The 13,323-nt window shown below is 56.9% G+C and carries 10 protein-coding genes; 6 read left to right on the top strand and 4 right to left on the bottom strand.

The genetic code is table 11. The features are described 5' to 3' along the window. The first annotated feature begins 11 nt into the window (after positions 1–11). From gspL to FU672_RS06910, 6 genes are all read left to right on the top strand, one after another. The gene (gspL, locus tag FU672_RS06935) at positions 12–1,145 is read left to right on the top strand and encodes a type II secretion system protein GspL (protein ID WP_148242686.1); all 1,134 of its coding nucleotides are present in this window, start codon (positions 12–14) and stop codon (positions 1,143–1,145) included. Further along, positions 1,142–1,627 (top strand): type II secretion system protein M, encoded by a 486-nt coding sequence (locus FU672_RS06930; protein ID WP_148242685.1) that lies wholly within the window; start codon positions 1,142–1,144, stop codon positions 1,625–1,627. The genes gspL and FU672_RS06930 overlap by 4 nt, the downstream gene beginning before the upstream one ends. Continuing rightward, a complete protein-coding gene (locus tag FU672_RS06925) occupies positions 1,624–2,421 on the top strand; it encodes a prepilin peptidase (RefSeq protein WP_148242684.1) in 798 nt (265 codons plus the stop codon). Before FU672_RS06930 ends, FU672_RS06925 begins: the two co-directional genes overlap by 4 nt. A 240-nt stretch (positions 2,422–2,661) precedes the next feature. Beyond that, positions 2,662–5,373 (top strand): glycosyl hydrolase family 18 protein, encoded by a 2,712-nt coding sequence (locus FU672_RS06920; RefSeq protein WP_148242683.1) that lies wholly within the window; start codon positions 2,662–2,664, stop codon positions 5,371–5,373. Positions 5,374–5,481: 108 nt separating this feature from the next. Next, a complete protein-coding gene (gene iagB, locus FU672_RS06915) occupies positions 5,482–5,922 on the top strand; it encodes a type III secretion system invasion protein IagB (protein ID WP_148242682.1) in 441 nt (146 codons plus the stop codon). Positions 5,923–6,054: 132 nt separating this feature from the next. After that, complete coding sequence (locus FU672_RS06910) at positions 6,055–7,839, top strand: glycoside hydrolase family 19 protein (RefSeq protein ID WP_148242681.1); 1,785 nt, start codon at positions 6,055–6,057, stop codon at positions 7,837–7,839. 160 nt (positions 7,840–7,999) lie between these two features. On the opposite strand, the gene FU672_RS06905 is transcribed toward FU672_RS06910, so the two are convergent. The 4 genes from FU672_RS06905 to poxB form a co-directional block, all read right to left on the bottom strand. Beyond that, positions 8,000–9,013: a 3-beta-hydroxysteroid dehydrogenase gene (locus FU672_RS06905; RefSeq protein WP_148242680.1), complete on the bottom strand. Its 1,014-nt coding sequence runs from the start codon at positions 9,011–9,013 to the stop codon at positions 8,000–8,002. A 92-nt stretch (positions 9,014–9,105) separates the two neighbouring features. Then, positions 9,106–10,542, bottom strand: a complete 1,437-nt coding sequence (locus FU672_RS06900) for an SDR family oxidoreductase (RefSeq protein ID WP_148242679.1) — start codon at positions 10,540–10,542, stop codon at positions 9,106–9,108. A gap of 10 nt (positions 10,543–10,552) precedes the next feature. Next, entirely contained in the window at positions 10,553–11,554 is a 1,002-nt protein-coding gene (gene ltaE / locus FU672_RS06895; protein WP_148242678.1) for a low-specificity L-threonine aldolase, read from the bottom strand. Positions 11,555–11,592: 38 nt separating this feature from the next. After that, the gene (gene poxB / locus FU672_RS06890) at positions 11,593–13,311 is read right to left on the bottom strand and encodes a ubiquinone-dependent pyruvate dehydrogenase (protein ID WP_148242677.1); all 1,719 of its coding nucleotides are present in this window, start codon (positions 13,309–13,311) and stop codon (positions 11,593–11,595) included. Between the last annotated feature and the right edge of the window lie 12 nt (positions 13,312–13,323).

Genomic DNA, 13,323 nt, shown 5'->3' with positions numbered 1-13,323 from the left:
AGTAGAACGCTATGAAACAGGTCCTTTTTGTCCGTCCCGACAGCCGCGAGGGCGGGAAAATAATGTGGTGTGTCTCCGACAGGGAGCAGGTTGAAGTGCTGGAGAGCCTGGACGCGCTGGCGGACCATCCTCTGGCCGCCCGCGTTTGTCTGCTGCTGCCCGCCAGCAATATGATCTTCCGCCACTTCACGCTGCCGAAGAAAATCGCCTCGCAGGCGACGGCGTTCTCGTGGATGGCGGAAGAGACGATGATTGGCGACGTGGACAATCTCCACTGGACGGTGCTCCACAAGAAGGGCGCCGAGGTTGACGCAGTGGCCATCGACGCCGATTGCCTGCGCGGGTGGTTAGCCCGCTGTCAGGCGGCCGGATTAAAGGTCATACAGGCGCTGCCGGATGCCTGGCTGCTGCCCGTGACGGCAGGGGGGAGTACGCTCGTTGCCCTGGACGACAGCTACTGGCTGCGTTTATCACCCCATGTTGCTGGCGAAATGGAGGCGAGCCTGCTGCCGCTTCTGATGCAGAAAGCCGGAGAGGGCGACGTGTGCTGTTACGGTGACGCGCCTGCTGGCGTCGACGTTGACGTCGGGCACCCCTGGCAGCATCCGCTGGTCCTGATCCAGCCGCAGTGGCACGCCTGCCGCGTTACGCTCCTGCACGGTGAATTCAGCGCGAAAGCGGGCGCGGGCAAAGCTTCGAAGGGAATCAAAGCGGTGATGGCCGCGGCGGGCCTGCTCTCTCTCGGCCTGTTGCTGGGCCCGCGCGTCGTCATGGCCTGGATGCTGGTGCAGCAGGAGAATGCCATTCAGCAGGAGATTGTTCAGGTTTACCAGCACCATTTTCCCAGCATGCGCCAGCAAACCAACATCAAATACCACTTTGGTCAAAACCTGAAGAAGCAGACCAAAGGGGTCTTTTTGCAGCTTGAAGAGCTGGAGAAAGCCAGGCAGGCCGTACCGGCGATGGAAATTGATCTGCTGGAATACGATGCCCAACAGAATACGCTGACGCTGAGCGTCAGTGCGCAAAATCAAACCGCGTTGCAGACGTTTGTGAAGCAGGCCGGTGAAAACTTTGATTTCACCCTGCAGCCTGTTTCCACCGCTGCGCCTTATACCGCCATGATCGCAGGGAAATATAAATGAAAGAGCGAATCGCGCAGCTTAAGTCTCGTTACCAGAATTACAGCGCCAGGGAAAAAGTCATTATAAAAATATGTGCCGTTGCCCTGGTGGGGGCGGCCGTCTATTACGCAGTCGTGATCCCGTTGGATAATATAATTCAAAACAGTAAAGCCACGCTGAGCAGACAAAAAGAGACGCTGAACTGGATGCGCAGTGAAATAGATAAAAACCATCTCCAGGTTCAACTGCTCAAAACGGATAACCCGCGTACGGTGGTAGAGAGCAGTGCGCAGGAAATTAATCTTCCCCTGACAGATGTGCGTCAGGATGGACAAACATTATCGTTCGTCGTTAAACGTGTAAATGTGTATGAATTAAAAAGCTGGCTGCGGGAAATTAACCAGACCTCCGGCGTCAGGCTGCAAAAAATAAACCTCACCCCGGTCGATCATCTCAGCGACGTCAAGGCAGAGGTGCAGCTTACCTGGAGCAAAACCGCATGAATACCTTCGCGCTGATGCGGGACGTCTACCCGGTCGGGTTTCCGGTGATGAGCGCGATCCTGGGCGGCATTGTGGGGAGCTTTCTGGGCGTCGTCGCCGAGCGCGTACCGGGCATGGTGGGGGAAGAAGAAGGCGGCGGTAATTTGCTGTTCCCGGTCTCGCACTGCCCGGCGTGCCAGCACGCGCTGGCCGCCTGGGAGAATATCCCGCTGGTTAGCTGGCTTGTGTTACGCGGGCGCTGTAGCTGTTGCGGTACCGCTATCCCATTGCGGATATTTTTGGTCGAACTTTTTTCCGCACTGTTTTTTGGTATCACCGCCTGGTGTATGCCGGACGTCCAGGCATTGTTCTCCCTGTGGCTACTGGCCGCGTTCCTGTTCCCGCTGGCCATGATCGACTGGCGGCACCAGCTGCTGCCGGACTGCCTGACCCAGCCTCTGCTGTGGGCGGGATTATTGCTCCATGCCTTTGACCATACGCTGCCGCTTCGCGATGCGCTGCTCGGCGCCGTGGCGGGCTATCTGTCTCTCTGGCTACTCTACTGGGCGTTTCGCCTGACCACCGGACGGGAAGGGCTGGGATATGGTGATTTTAAGCTGCTGGCGGCCCTGGGCGCCTGGTGTGGCTGGCAGACATTGCCCACGCTGGAATTAATCGCCGCGTTGAGCGGGATTGTCGGTTATTTCGCGTTAACGCATTTAAATAAAAATAACCTCACTATTTCTTTCGGACCGTATCTCTCATTTGCTGGAATAGTGGTGTTTATTGGGCAGCAGTTCGCTTTCATATTTTAAATATTCAGGTCAAGTTTTTTTATAAATTTTTTCGACGGTGGAAGAGAAGGACGCCTCTTTGCGCTCAGTGTATCGTAAGGGATATAAGCTACACGGAATTTGGGCTTGTATCTTTTTATGGAGGAATACAACGCAGCAACACTTTTTTGTCACGGTTTTCAGGTTGGTTAAATACGTATCCATGTTCTCACGGAAGACATGGGTTATTAACGTTACGAATAAATTTATCAGGAAATAAAAATGAAATTTATGAAGCCTAAATATCTGGCGCTTTTTGTTGCAGCCGCAACAAGCTCAGTATTTGCAGCGGCACCAGGTACGCCGACTATCGGCTATGGCAATGACAAGTTTGCGCTTGTTGAAGTCGACCCGGCGGCACAGGATTACAACAACCTCGTTAAAGTACACAACGATGGTGTGGATGTGAAAGTCGAGTGGAACGTCTGGAGCGGTGATGCACCAACCTCTGCAAAAGTGCTGCTGGATGGTAAAACCGTCTGGACAGGGGCGGGCAGCGCGAACGGCTCTGCGACCTTCAAGGTGAAAAAGGGCGGACGTTATCAGGAGCAGGTTGAACTCTGTAATACCAGCGGCTGCACGAAGAGCGCCAGCAAGCTGATCATCGTGGCAGATACCGACGGTAGCCACCTGCTGCCGCTAAATGCGCCGATGCAGGAGAACAACAAAACCTTCGCTAAGCATACCGATAAAGTGGTTGCGGCGTATTTCCCTGAATGGGGCGTGTATGGTCGTAACTTCCCGGTTGATAAAATTCCGGCTGCGAACCTGAACCACATTCTGTATGGCTTTATTCCTATCTGTGGCGGTGACGGCATCAACGACGGTCTGAAAACCGTTGAAGGCGGTAACAGCTTCGAAGTGCTTCAGCGTGACTGCAAGGGCCGACCGGACTTTACCGTGGCGATCCACGATCCGTGGGCTGCGCTGCAAAAACCTCAGGCTGGCGTTTCTAACTGGGACGACCCGTACAAAGGTAACTTTGGCCAACTGATGGCGCTGAAAAAAGCGCATCCAGACCTGAAAGTGCTGCCTTCCATCGGTGGCTGGACGCTGTCCGATCCGTTCTACCACATGGGCGACCCTGCCATTCGCGCGCGCTTCGTGTCTTCCGTCAAAGAATTCCTGCAGACCTGGAAATTCTTTGACGGTGTTGATATCGACTGGGAATTCCCGGGCGGCGGCGGTGTGACGGAAACCAAGGGTAACCCGCAGCAGGACAAAGCGACCTATACCGCGCTGATGCACGATCTGCGTGCCATGCTGAACGAACTTTCCGCTCAGACTGGCCGTACCTACGAACTGACCAGCGCCATCGGTGCCGGTAAAGATAAAATTGAGGATGTGGATTACACCACCGCTCAACAGTATCTCGACCACATCTTCCTGATGAGCTATGACTTCTACGGCGGCTGGAGCAACACCGATCTGGGCCACCAGGCTGCGCTGCGTGCACCGTCCTGGAGACCAGACACCAGCTACACCACTGAAAACGGCGTTAACGCGCTGCTTGAACAGGGCGTACAGCCAGGCAAAATCGTCGTGGGTGCAGGTATGTATGGCCGTGGCTGGACCGGCGTTCATGGTTACACCGGCGACAATCCATTCACCGGTACCGCAACCGGTATGGTGAAAGGCACCTGGGAACCGGGCGTGGTTGACTACCGTCAGATTGTTAACGAATACAAAGGCAAGCCAGGCTGGGAATCCGGTTACGACGCAACCGCTGAAGCACCTTATGTATTCAACAAATCTACGGGTGATCTGATCTCTTATGAAGACGCGCGTTCAACAACTGCAAAAGGTAAGTACGTTCTGGCGAATAACCTGGGCGGCCTCTTCGCATGGTCTATTGATTCTGATACCGGCGATATCCTGAACGCGATGAATGAGAGCCTGATGGGCGGTTCTACTCCGGTCGACCCGGTTGTAACCAACCACGCGCCAATCGCGTCATCTACCGACCAGAACGTCTCAGGACCGGCAACCGTTACGCTCGATGGTTCTGCTTCCAGCGATCCAGATGGTGATGCGATTACCTATAAATGGACTCAGGTTTCTGGCCCATCGGTCACCATCACCAACAGCACCAAAACGAAAGCGACCTTTAACATTGCAGCAGCAACTTCCGACCAGACTCTGGTGTTCCGCCTGACGGTGACTGACGCTAAAGGCCTGAGCAACGCGATTGATGTACAGGTTGTGAACAAAGCACCGAAAGCCAACCAGGCGCCGGTTGTGAACCAGATGGAAGCGGTCACGCTGCAGGCGGGTGAAACCTACGCCCTGCATGCGCAGGCTGCGGATCCTGACGGCGATGCGCTGACCTATGCCTGGAGCGTTCCAGCGGATATGCACGCGACCGGTACTGACACTGCGAACGTGAACATCACTGCGCCGGAAGTGAGCTCTGCCTCTTCCTACACCCTGAGCGTTGTCGTGAGCGACGGTAAAACCAGCGTGCAGTCTAACGTACAGGTAACGGTGAATCCGAAACCGGCTGACGTCACGCCGCCTGCTGACGATGTAACCCCACCTGCTGACGAAGTAACACCGCCGTCTGATGACGTCACTCCGCCATCTGACGAAGGCACGGCAACCGGCAGCTGCGACGCACCTGTCGATGCTAACGCCAGCAAATATGCCGCGTGGGATGCCAGCAAAATCTACAACAGTGGCGACACCGTGAGTGCCGACCACCTGGTGTGGAAAGCGAAGTACTGGACGCAGGGTAACAAGCCTGGCTTCGGTGTGGACGCATGGGAACTGGTGAGCAACGTGAAGATGAACTGGCGTTCTGACCTGGTTTACAACGGTGGCGAAACGACCACCTATCAGGGGTCTGTATACCGTGCCAAATGGTGGACCCGCGGTGATAAACCAGGCAATAGCGATGTATGGGTGAAAGAAGGCGCATCTGCGGACTGTAAATAATATCACCCGCTAAATCACTCACCATCTTTAACCGGGTGGTGAGTGCTTCAAAATTCATTTAACAGGATGTGGGTAAGGAGAAATCACCGAGACTGTCTGCAGGTAAAAATGAAAAAATTAATTTTGCTGTTATTGATAATAAGCCAAAGCGCACTGGCAAACTGTTGGGATAAAGCGGCGCATTATTATCATGTCGATCCCTATTTATTGTATGCCATTGCTAACGTTGAATCCGGTATGAACCCGTATGCGGTTGGGCAAAACCACGATGGCACCCGTGATGTCGGGCTGATGCAAATTAACAGTTCGCATTTTACGGAGCTGGAGAGCCGGGGGATTGATGAATATCGGCTGATGGCCGAGCCCTGTACCTCCATCATGGTCGGTGCGTCCATCCTGTCCGGGATGATTAAGGTTTATGGCTATAACTGGGAGGCCGTGGGTGCGTATAACGCCGGATTAAAAAAAGAGAACTATCCGCAGCGTATGAAATATGCCCACAAGGTCTGGACGAAATACCAGCAATTGAAATTAGCAGCACGTGATTAACGTTTTTTATTTTTGAAGAATTCCCGAGGGTGTTCTTCGAAAAGTGAAAACAGCTGTCTGTGGTTTATTTATTAACGGATTAATACATAAGCCGGGATTTATAATTTAACTTCTATTTACAGGAATACTGAAATGAACAAAAGGACGTTACTGAGTGTACTCGTTGCTGGCGCATGCGTAGCCCCGTTTATGGCGCAGGCTGCCTCGCTGCAGGCGACCACCAGTGAGCCGTACACCATGAAAGCCAGCGATCTGGCGAAGAAGGAAAAAGAGCTGACCAGCTTCCCGCTGATGGCCTCCGTAAAAGAGACTATTCAGACGCTGGACAATGCTCAGGTTGAAATGATTGAGCCAGGCCGTGCGGCGAACCCGGAAAACGTGAAGCGCGTGGAAGGGATCGTGAAGGCCAGCGACTGGGAGTATCTATTCCCGCTGCGCGCGCAGGCGTACACCTACAGCAACTTCCTGAAAGCGGTGGGTAAATTCCCGGCGCTGTGTAAGACCTACAAAGACGGTCGCGACAGCGACGCCATCTGCCGCAAAGAGCTGGCAACCATGTTTGCCCACTTTGCCCAGGAAACCGGCGGCCACGAAAGCTGGCGTCCGGAAGCCGAGTGGCGCCAGGCGCTGGTTCACGTGCGTGAAATGGGCTGGAGCGAAGGCCAGAAGGGGGGCTATAACGGCGAATGTAACCCGGACGTCTGGCAGGGGCAGACCTGGCCGTGCGGTAAAGACAAAGACGGTGACTTCCTGAGCTACTTCGGTCGCGGAGCCAAGCAGCTGTCCTACAACTACAACTACGGCCCGTTCTCTGAAGCGATGTACGGTGACGTGCGTACCCTGCTCGAAAAACCGGAGCTGGTGGCGGACACCTGGCTGAACCTGGCGAGTGCGATCTTCTTCTTCGCCTATCCACAGCCGCCAAAACCCAGCATGCTGCAGGTTATCGACGGTACGTGGCAGCCGAACGATCACGATAAAGCCAACGGTCTGGTCTCTGGCTTTGGCGTGACCACTCAGATCATCAACGGCGGCGTAGAGTGCGGCGGCCCGACGGAAATTGCCCAGTCGCAAAACCGTATCAAGTACTACAAAGAGTTCGCAAACTACCTGAAAGTGCCTGTTCCGGCAAATGAAGTGCTGGGCTGCGCCAATATGAAGCAGTTCGACGAAGGTGGTGCCGGTGCCCTGAAGATTTACTGGGAACAGGACTGGGGATGGAGTCCGGATACCCCGACGGGTTCAACTTACTCCTGCCAACTGGTGGGTTACCAGACGCCATTCAGCGCATTTAAAGAGGGTGACTACAGCAAGTGTGTGCAGAAGTTCTTTAATGTGAACATCGTGAACGATGACGGCTCTGCAACCACGCCGGATGAAACCCCGGTAACGCCAGCACCAACGCCGGATGAAACCCCGGCAGAACCTGTCGCGATGAACCATGCGCCGGTTGCGCATATTGCTGGCCCAATCGGTGCCGTTGAAGCGGGTGCGCAGGTTTCTCTAAGCGCGGAAGGGTCTACGGATGCGGATGGTAACAAGCTGACCTACACCTGGCGTTCTCAGGATGGTCAGACCGTCACCGGTCAGGATAAAGCGGTTGTGACCTTCAAGGCGCCAGAATCCGCCACGGCACAGCAGATTGAAGTGAGCCTGACCGTCAGCGATGGCGAACTAAGCAGCACCACCTCTTACCTGCTGAACGTGAAAGCGAAAGCATCAACACCTTCTCAGGATGACGGTGCTTACCCGGCGTGGAGCGCGAACAGCAAGTACAACGCAGGTGATATCGTGAACAACCACGGTAAACTGTTCCAGTGCAAACCGTTCCCGTACAGCGGTTGGTGTAACAACGCCCCGGCATACTATGAACCAGGCGCAGGTCTGGCATGGTCTGACGCCTGGACGGCTTTGTAAAAGCAAACGGCAACCGAAAGGTTGCCGTTTTACTGTTTGCACCCTCTCCCGGTGGGAGAGGGTCGGGGTGAGGGCATCAGGCCGCACTCACTGTCTACCGCACACTCTGTCTTTTGCCGGGTGGCGCTGCGCTTACCCGGTCTACATGAGGCTGGGTTGCTTACCGGTGCAACTTCCCGTGATCCCGTAACCACGCCGCCGTGCGCACAATCCCTTCATCCAGCGTCACAACCGGCTTATACCCCAGCTCGTTCTCCGCGCGCGAAATATCCAGCGTAAAATCAAAGTTAAGCTTCGATACGCCGTAATGCGTCAGCGCAGGCTCTTTGGCCGATTTACTGCCAAAACGCTCCATGCTGCGGGCAATCATGTCCAGCATCGGGTAGGGCACTGAACGGATACGGCAGTTGATCTGCAGCTCGTCGATCAGCCGCTGCACAATGCTGCGCAGCGTGCACGGTTCGCCGTTAGTGATGTTATAGGCTCGACCGGAAATGAGCTTATCGCAGTCCGGCTGGCTTGCCAGCCACATGGCGTGAACGGCGTTTTCGTAATAGGTCATATCCACCAGCGCATCGCCGCCGCGCGGCAGCAGCACGCTACCGTAGTGGTGCATCATCTGCGCCAGACGCGGAATAAACACTTTGTCGTGCGGCCCGAACAGACTCTGCGGACGCAGTACCGTAAAACGGGTATGCGGGTTCGACTGCGCCAGCAGGTCAATCACCTCTTCGCTGGCCGCCTTGCTGCGGGCAAACTCACAGGCAAAGCGAGCCGGGCGGAAATCTTCCTGCACGTCACGATGGTGGTGATAATCGAAATAGAGTGACGGTGACGAGATATGAATAAAGTTACGCACGCCCCAGGCGACGGCCCATTCGCCCAGACGGCGGGTTGCCCGCACGTTGGCGAGATCGAAGGCTTCCTGGGTACCCCACGGGGAGGTGAAACTGGAGCAGTGCCACAGCGTGTCGATACCGGCGAGCATCACTTTCGCCTGCGAGGAGACCAGCTCCGTCAGGTCAGCATGAACGAACTCTGCGCCCATTTTTTGCAGCAGTTTTCCCATCGCTTCGTTGCGACCGGTAGCCCTGACGCTGATGCCTTTGTTGCGCAGAAATTCGACCGCATTTCGGCCTAAGCCGCTGGTCGCCCCGGTAACCAGTACCTTCATATCTATCCACTGTGTTGAAAAGAATTTCGTGCGCATTCTTTCGTGAATTACGGCGGTATGCAATGGGAAAGGTGAAAGAATAAGAGTTTTATTTAGTTATTTTCCTGCTTTTGTTCTGCCCGTTGCGCAATCCGTTTTGCCATTCCCCGGAAGATAAACAGGTGCGCGGGGATCATCAACAACCAGTAGAACAGACCCGGCATTCCGTGCGGATGCCACCAGGCGCGGACGTCCAGTTCACGATGATCGCCTTTGTCTTTCAGGGTAAAGCAGAGTCGGCCCAGCCCCGGGGCTTTCATACCGAACAGCAGCGCCAGCTGTTTTTCCGGCTCGACGATGATCACCTTCCAGCTGTCGACGGCATCGCCCACCTCAAGATACGGGCGTGCCGGGCGACCTTTCGCCAGCCTGTGCCCCACCAGCAGATCCATTGCCCCGCGCGTTTGCCAGAGGATATTACCGAAGAAATAACCTTCTTTGCCGCCAATCTGGTTTACCACGTCCCATAGCGCGGCCAGGCTGGCATGGGTTTTCACCGTGCAGCCCGCCTGTTTCGGGTAGTAGCCATACTCTGGCCGCCAGCGGGCAAACGCCTGAGCGTCGTAACCCCAGTCGCTGGAGTTCACCAGCTGCTCTTCTTCTTTCAGCGTATTGCGCACGGCATCGTCAAAGCGGATCAGCTCCTGGGGAATGAGTGCCCGCAGCGCGCGATCGTCCGCCAGCAGATCGTGTTTCAGCCCCTGGATCAGCGCTTTGGCGGTCGTCGGCGGCACGGAGGTGATCACATTCAAAAACCACACCGAAATCCAGCGGGTCGGGAAGGGGATGGGGATCAGCCAGCGGCGGCGGCCGCTGACGCGCATGAAACGTTCGAACTGCTCCTGATAGCTCAGCACGTCCGGGCCAGCGGCTTCCAGCACGCGGTGTTGCTCCGCCGGGTGATCCAGCAGGGCCACCAGATAATGCAGTAAATTCTCCAGCGCAATCGGCGTAGTGCGCGAACGAACCCAGCGCGGCGGCGTGAGTACCGGCAGGTTGTAGACCATGTCGCGCATCACTTCGAAGGCGGCGGAACCTGCGCCAACGATAATGCCGGCGCGCAGTTCGGTGACGGGAACGTTGGCGCCGCGCAGGGTGTCAGCCGTCAACTGGCGGGCGCGCAGGTGATCGGATTGCTCATGTTCGGGCGCCTGGAGCGAGCTTAAAAATATCACCTGCTTCACCGGCGTTTGCAGCAGGGCATCGCGGACGTTCATCGCCACCTGCCGCTCGTGGGCGATAAAATCCCCGCCTTCGCCCATGCTGTGCACCAGGTAGTAAAGCGTGTCGACCCCTTCCAGCAGCGCGGGAAGTTCCTTCGGCCAGTTGAGGTCAACGTTGTGGCAGATGACGCCAGGCAAACTGAGTTTTTGCAGGCGTTCGGTGTTGCGTGCCGCAGCCAGCACCTGGTGTCCCTGCTGGCTTAACGCCGCGGTGAGATGCTGACCGATATACCCGCTGGCGCCGAGCACCAGAATTCGTTGCGGCACGTGATGCTCCTTATCGCTGTAAAAACGCCTGCCAGTGTTTCACCACGTCCGCCAGCTGTTCGCGGCTCACGTCGAGATGCATGACCAGGCGCACGACAGGTGAGGCGTTGATCAGCACGCCACGTGATTTCATAAAGTCACCAAGCGCAGCGGCGTGGTCATCGCCCACGCGAACGAACAGCATGTTGGTGTCGTGACGCATCACGTCGGCGCCAATTTCGCGCAGCTGTGCCGCCATCCACGCGGCGTTGTCGTGATCGTCCTTCAGACGCGCCACGTTGTTTTTCAGGGCATACAGCCCGGCAGCCGCCAGAATACCTGCCTGACGCATGCCACCGCCGGTCATTTTGCGCCAGCGGTTGGCGCGCTTGATGTAGTCCGCGTTGCCGACAAGCAGGGAACCCACGGGCGTGCCCAGCCCTTTTGAGAGGCAGATGGTGAACGAGTCGCAGTATTGCGCGATCGCTTTCAGCTCGCAGCCGTACTCCACCACGGCGTTGAAAATACGCGCACCGTCCACGTGCAGGCCGAGTCTGCGCTCGCGGGTGAATTCCCACGCGGCTTTCAGGTACTCGCGCGGCAGCACTTTGCCGTTGTGGGTATTTTCGAGGCTGAGCAGCCTGGTACGGGCGAAGTGAATATCGTCGGCTTTGATTTTCGCCGCGACTTTATCGAGCGGCAGGGAGCCGTCCGGCGCAGCGTCGATGGGCTGCGGCTGAATGCTGCCGAGCACCGCTGCGCCGCCGGCTTCGTAGAGATAGTTATGCGCGCCCTGGCCGACGATATACTCTTCACCGCGCTCGCAGTGGCTGAGCAGCGCGACCAGGTTAGCCTGCGTACCGGTAGGCAGGAACAGGGCGGCCTCCTTGCCGCTCAGTTCAGCCGCGTAACGTTGCAGTTCGTTGACCGTCGGGTCATCGCCGTAGACGTCGTCCCCGACCGGGGCGGCCATCATCTCTTCGAGCATGGCGCGGCTCGGGCGGGTTACGGTATCACTGCGTAAATCGATCATGGCATGTCCTTATTGTTAAAAAGGCGATGCCAGATGTTTTACCTGAGCCAGTTGGTTTTTGCCAGTTCGATCACTTCGTCACCGCGCCCGCTGATGATCGCGCGCAGCATATACAGGCTAAAGCCTTTGGCCTGTTCCAGCTTGATCTGCGGCGGGATCGCCAGCTCTTCTTTGGCGACGACGACATCCACCAGCACCGGACCGTCGATGGAGAAGGCGCGCTGCAGGGCTTCATCCACCTCTGAGGCTTTCTCCACGCGAATACCGGTGATGCCGCAGGCCTCGGCGATGCGGGCGAAGTTGGTGTCGTGCAGCTCGGTGCCGTCCGTGAGATAACCGCCAGCCTTCATCTCCATGGCCACAAAGCCCAGCACGCTGTTGTTAAAGACCACGATTTTCAGCGGCAGCTTCATCTGCACCACCGACAGGAAATCCCCCATCAGCATGCTGAACCCGCCGTCGCCGCACATCGCCACTACCTGACGCTCCGGCGCTGTCGCTTTTGCGCCCAGCGCCTGCGGCATGGCGTTGGCCATCGAGCCGTGGTTGAACGAGCCGAGCAGGCGGCGTTTGCCGTTCATCTTCAGATAGCGAGCGGCCCAGACGGTTGGCGTGCCCACGTCGCAGGTAAAGATGGCGTCGTCGTCCGCGAAATGGCTGATCTGCTGCGCCAGATACTGCGGGTGAATGGCTTTGTCGCTCGGTTTGGCGAGGTCGTCCAGCCCCTTGCGGGCATCGCGATAGTCGCTCAACGCCTTATCAAGGAACTTACGATCGGTTTTCTCTTCGAGAAGCGGTAGCAGGGCGGCAAGGGTGGATTTGATGTCGCCCACCAGCGCCATATCGACCTTGCTGTGCGCGCCGATGCTGGCCGGATTGATATCAATCTGAATGATTTTCGCATCCGCCGGATAGAACGGACGATACGGGAACTGGGTGCCGAGCAGGATCAGCGTGTCGGCATTCATCATGGTGTGGAAGCCGCTGGAAAAACCGATCAGCCCGGTCATCCCCACGTCGTACGGGTTGTCGTACTCCACGTGCTCCTTGCCGCGCAGGGCGTGGACGATTGGCGATTTCAGCTTTCCGGCAAATTCAAGTAGCTCCTTGTGCGCGCCCGCGCAGCCACTGCCGCACATCAGGGCGATATTGCTGGAGTAACGCAGCAGCTGTGCCAGCTTTTTCATCTCTTCTTCCGCAGGGGTCACGACGGGCTGTGGGGCGTGGTACCAGTGGGTGCTGGCCCCTTCCGGCGCGGCCTTGAGGGCCACATCGCCCGGGATAACGACCACGGAAACGCCGCGGTTCAGCACCGCCTTGCGCATGGCAATCGCCAGCACCTGAGGGATCTGCTCCGGGGATGAAACCAGCTCGCAATAGTGGCTGCATTCACGGAACAGCTCCTGCGGATGCGTCTCCTGAAAATAGCCGCTGCCGATTTCGGAAGAGGGGATATGGGCGGCAATGGCCAGTACCGGCACGTGGTTACGGTGGCAGTCGAACAGGCCGTTGATCAGATGCAGGTTGCCGGGACCGCACGAGCCCGCACACACGGCCAGTTCTCCCGTGAGCTGTGCTTCGGCGCCTGCGGCGAAAGCGGCCACCTCTTCATGGCGGGTGGGCATCCATTCGATAGTCTTCATCTTGTTGAGGCTGTCGCTAAGTCCGTTCAGGGAATCGCCGGTTACGCCCCAGATACGTTTTACGCCAGCCTGCTCGAGCGTTTTCGCAATATATGCCGCCACGGTTTGTTTCATGGTTGTCCGTCT

Source organism: Enterobacter asburiae, from assembly GCF_008080435.1.
Taxonomy (GTDB): domain Bacteria; phylum Pseudomonadota; class Gammaproteobacteria; order Enterobacterales; family Enterobacteriaceae; genus Enterobacter; species Enterobacter asburiae_C.
This window is presented reverse-complemented; position numbering and strand designations above follow the sequence as displayed.

Coding starts and splice junctions, on each gene's coding strand:
- FU672_RS06925 (WP_148242684.1), top strand. CDS start 1,624: ATGAATACCTTCGCGCTGATGCGGGACGTCTACCCGGTCGGGTTTCCG.
- poxB (WP_148242677.1), bottom strand. CDS start 13,311: ATGAAACAAACCGTGGCGGCATATATTGCGAAAACGCTCGAGCAGGCT.
- FU672_RS06905 (WP_148242680.1), bottom strand. CDS start 9,013: ATGAAGGTACTGGTTACCGGGGCGACCAGCGGCTTAGGCCGAAATGCG.
- iagB (WP_148242682.1), top strand. CDS start 5,482: ATGAAAAAATTAATTTTGCTGTTATTGATAATAAGCCAAAGCGCACTG.
- gspL (WP_148242686.1), top strand. CDS start 12: ATGAAACAGGTCCTTTTTGTCCGTCCCGACAGCCGCGAGGGCGGGAAA.
- FU672_RS06920 (WP_148242683.1), top strand. CDS start 2,662: ATGAAATTTATGAAGCCTAAATATCTGGCGCTTTTTGTTGCAGCCGCA.
- FU672_RS06910 (WP_148242681.1), top strand. CDS start 6,055: ATGAACAAAAGGACGTTACTGAGTGTACTCGTTGCTGGCGCATGCGTA.
- ltaE (WP_148242678.1), bottom strand. CDS start 11,554: ATGATCGATTTACGCAGTGATACCGTAACCCGCCCGAGCCGCGCCATG.
- FU672_RS06930 (WP_148242685.1), top strand. CDS start 1,142: ATGAAAGAGCGAATCGCGCAGCTTAAGTCTCGTTACCAGAATTACAGC.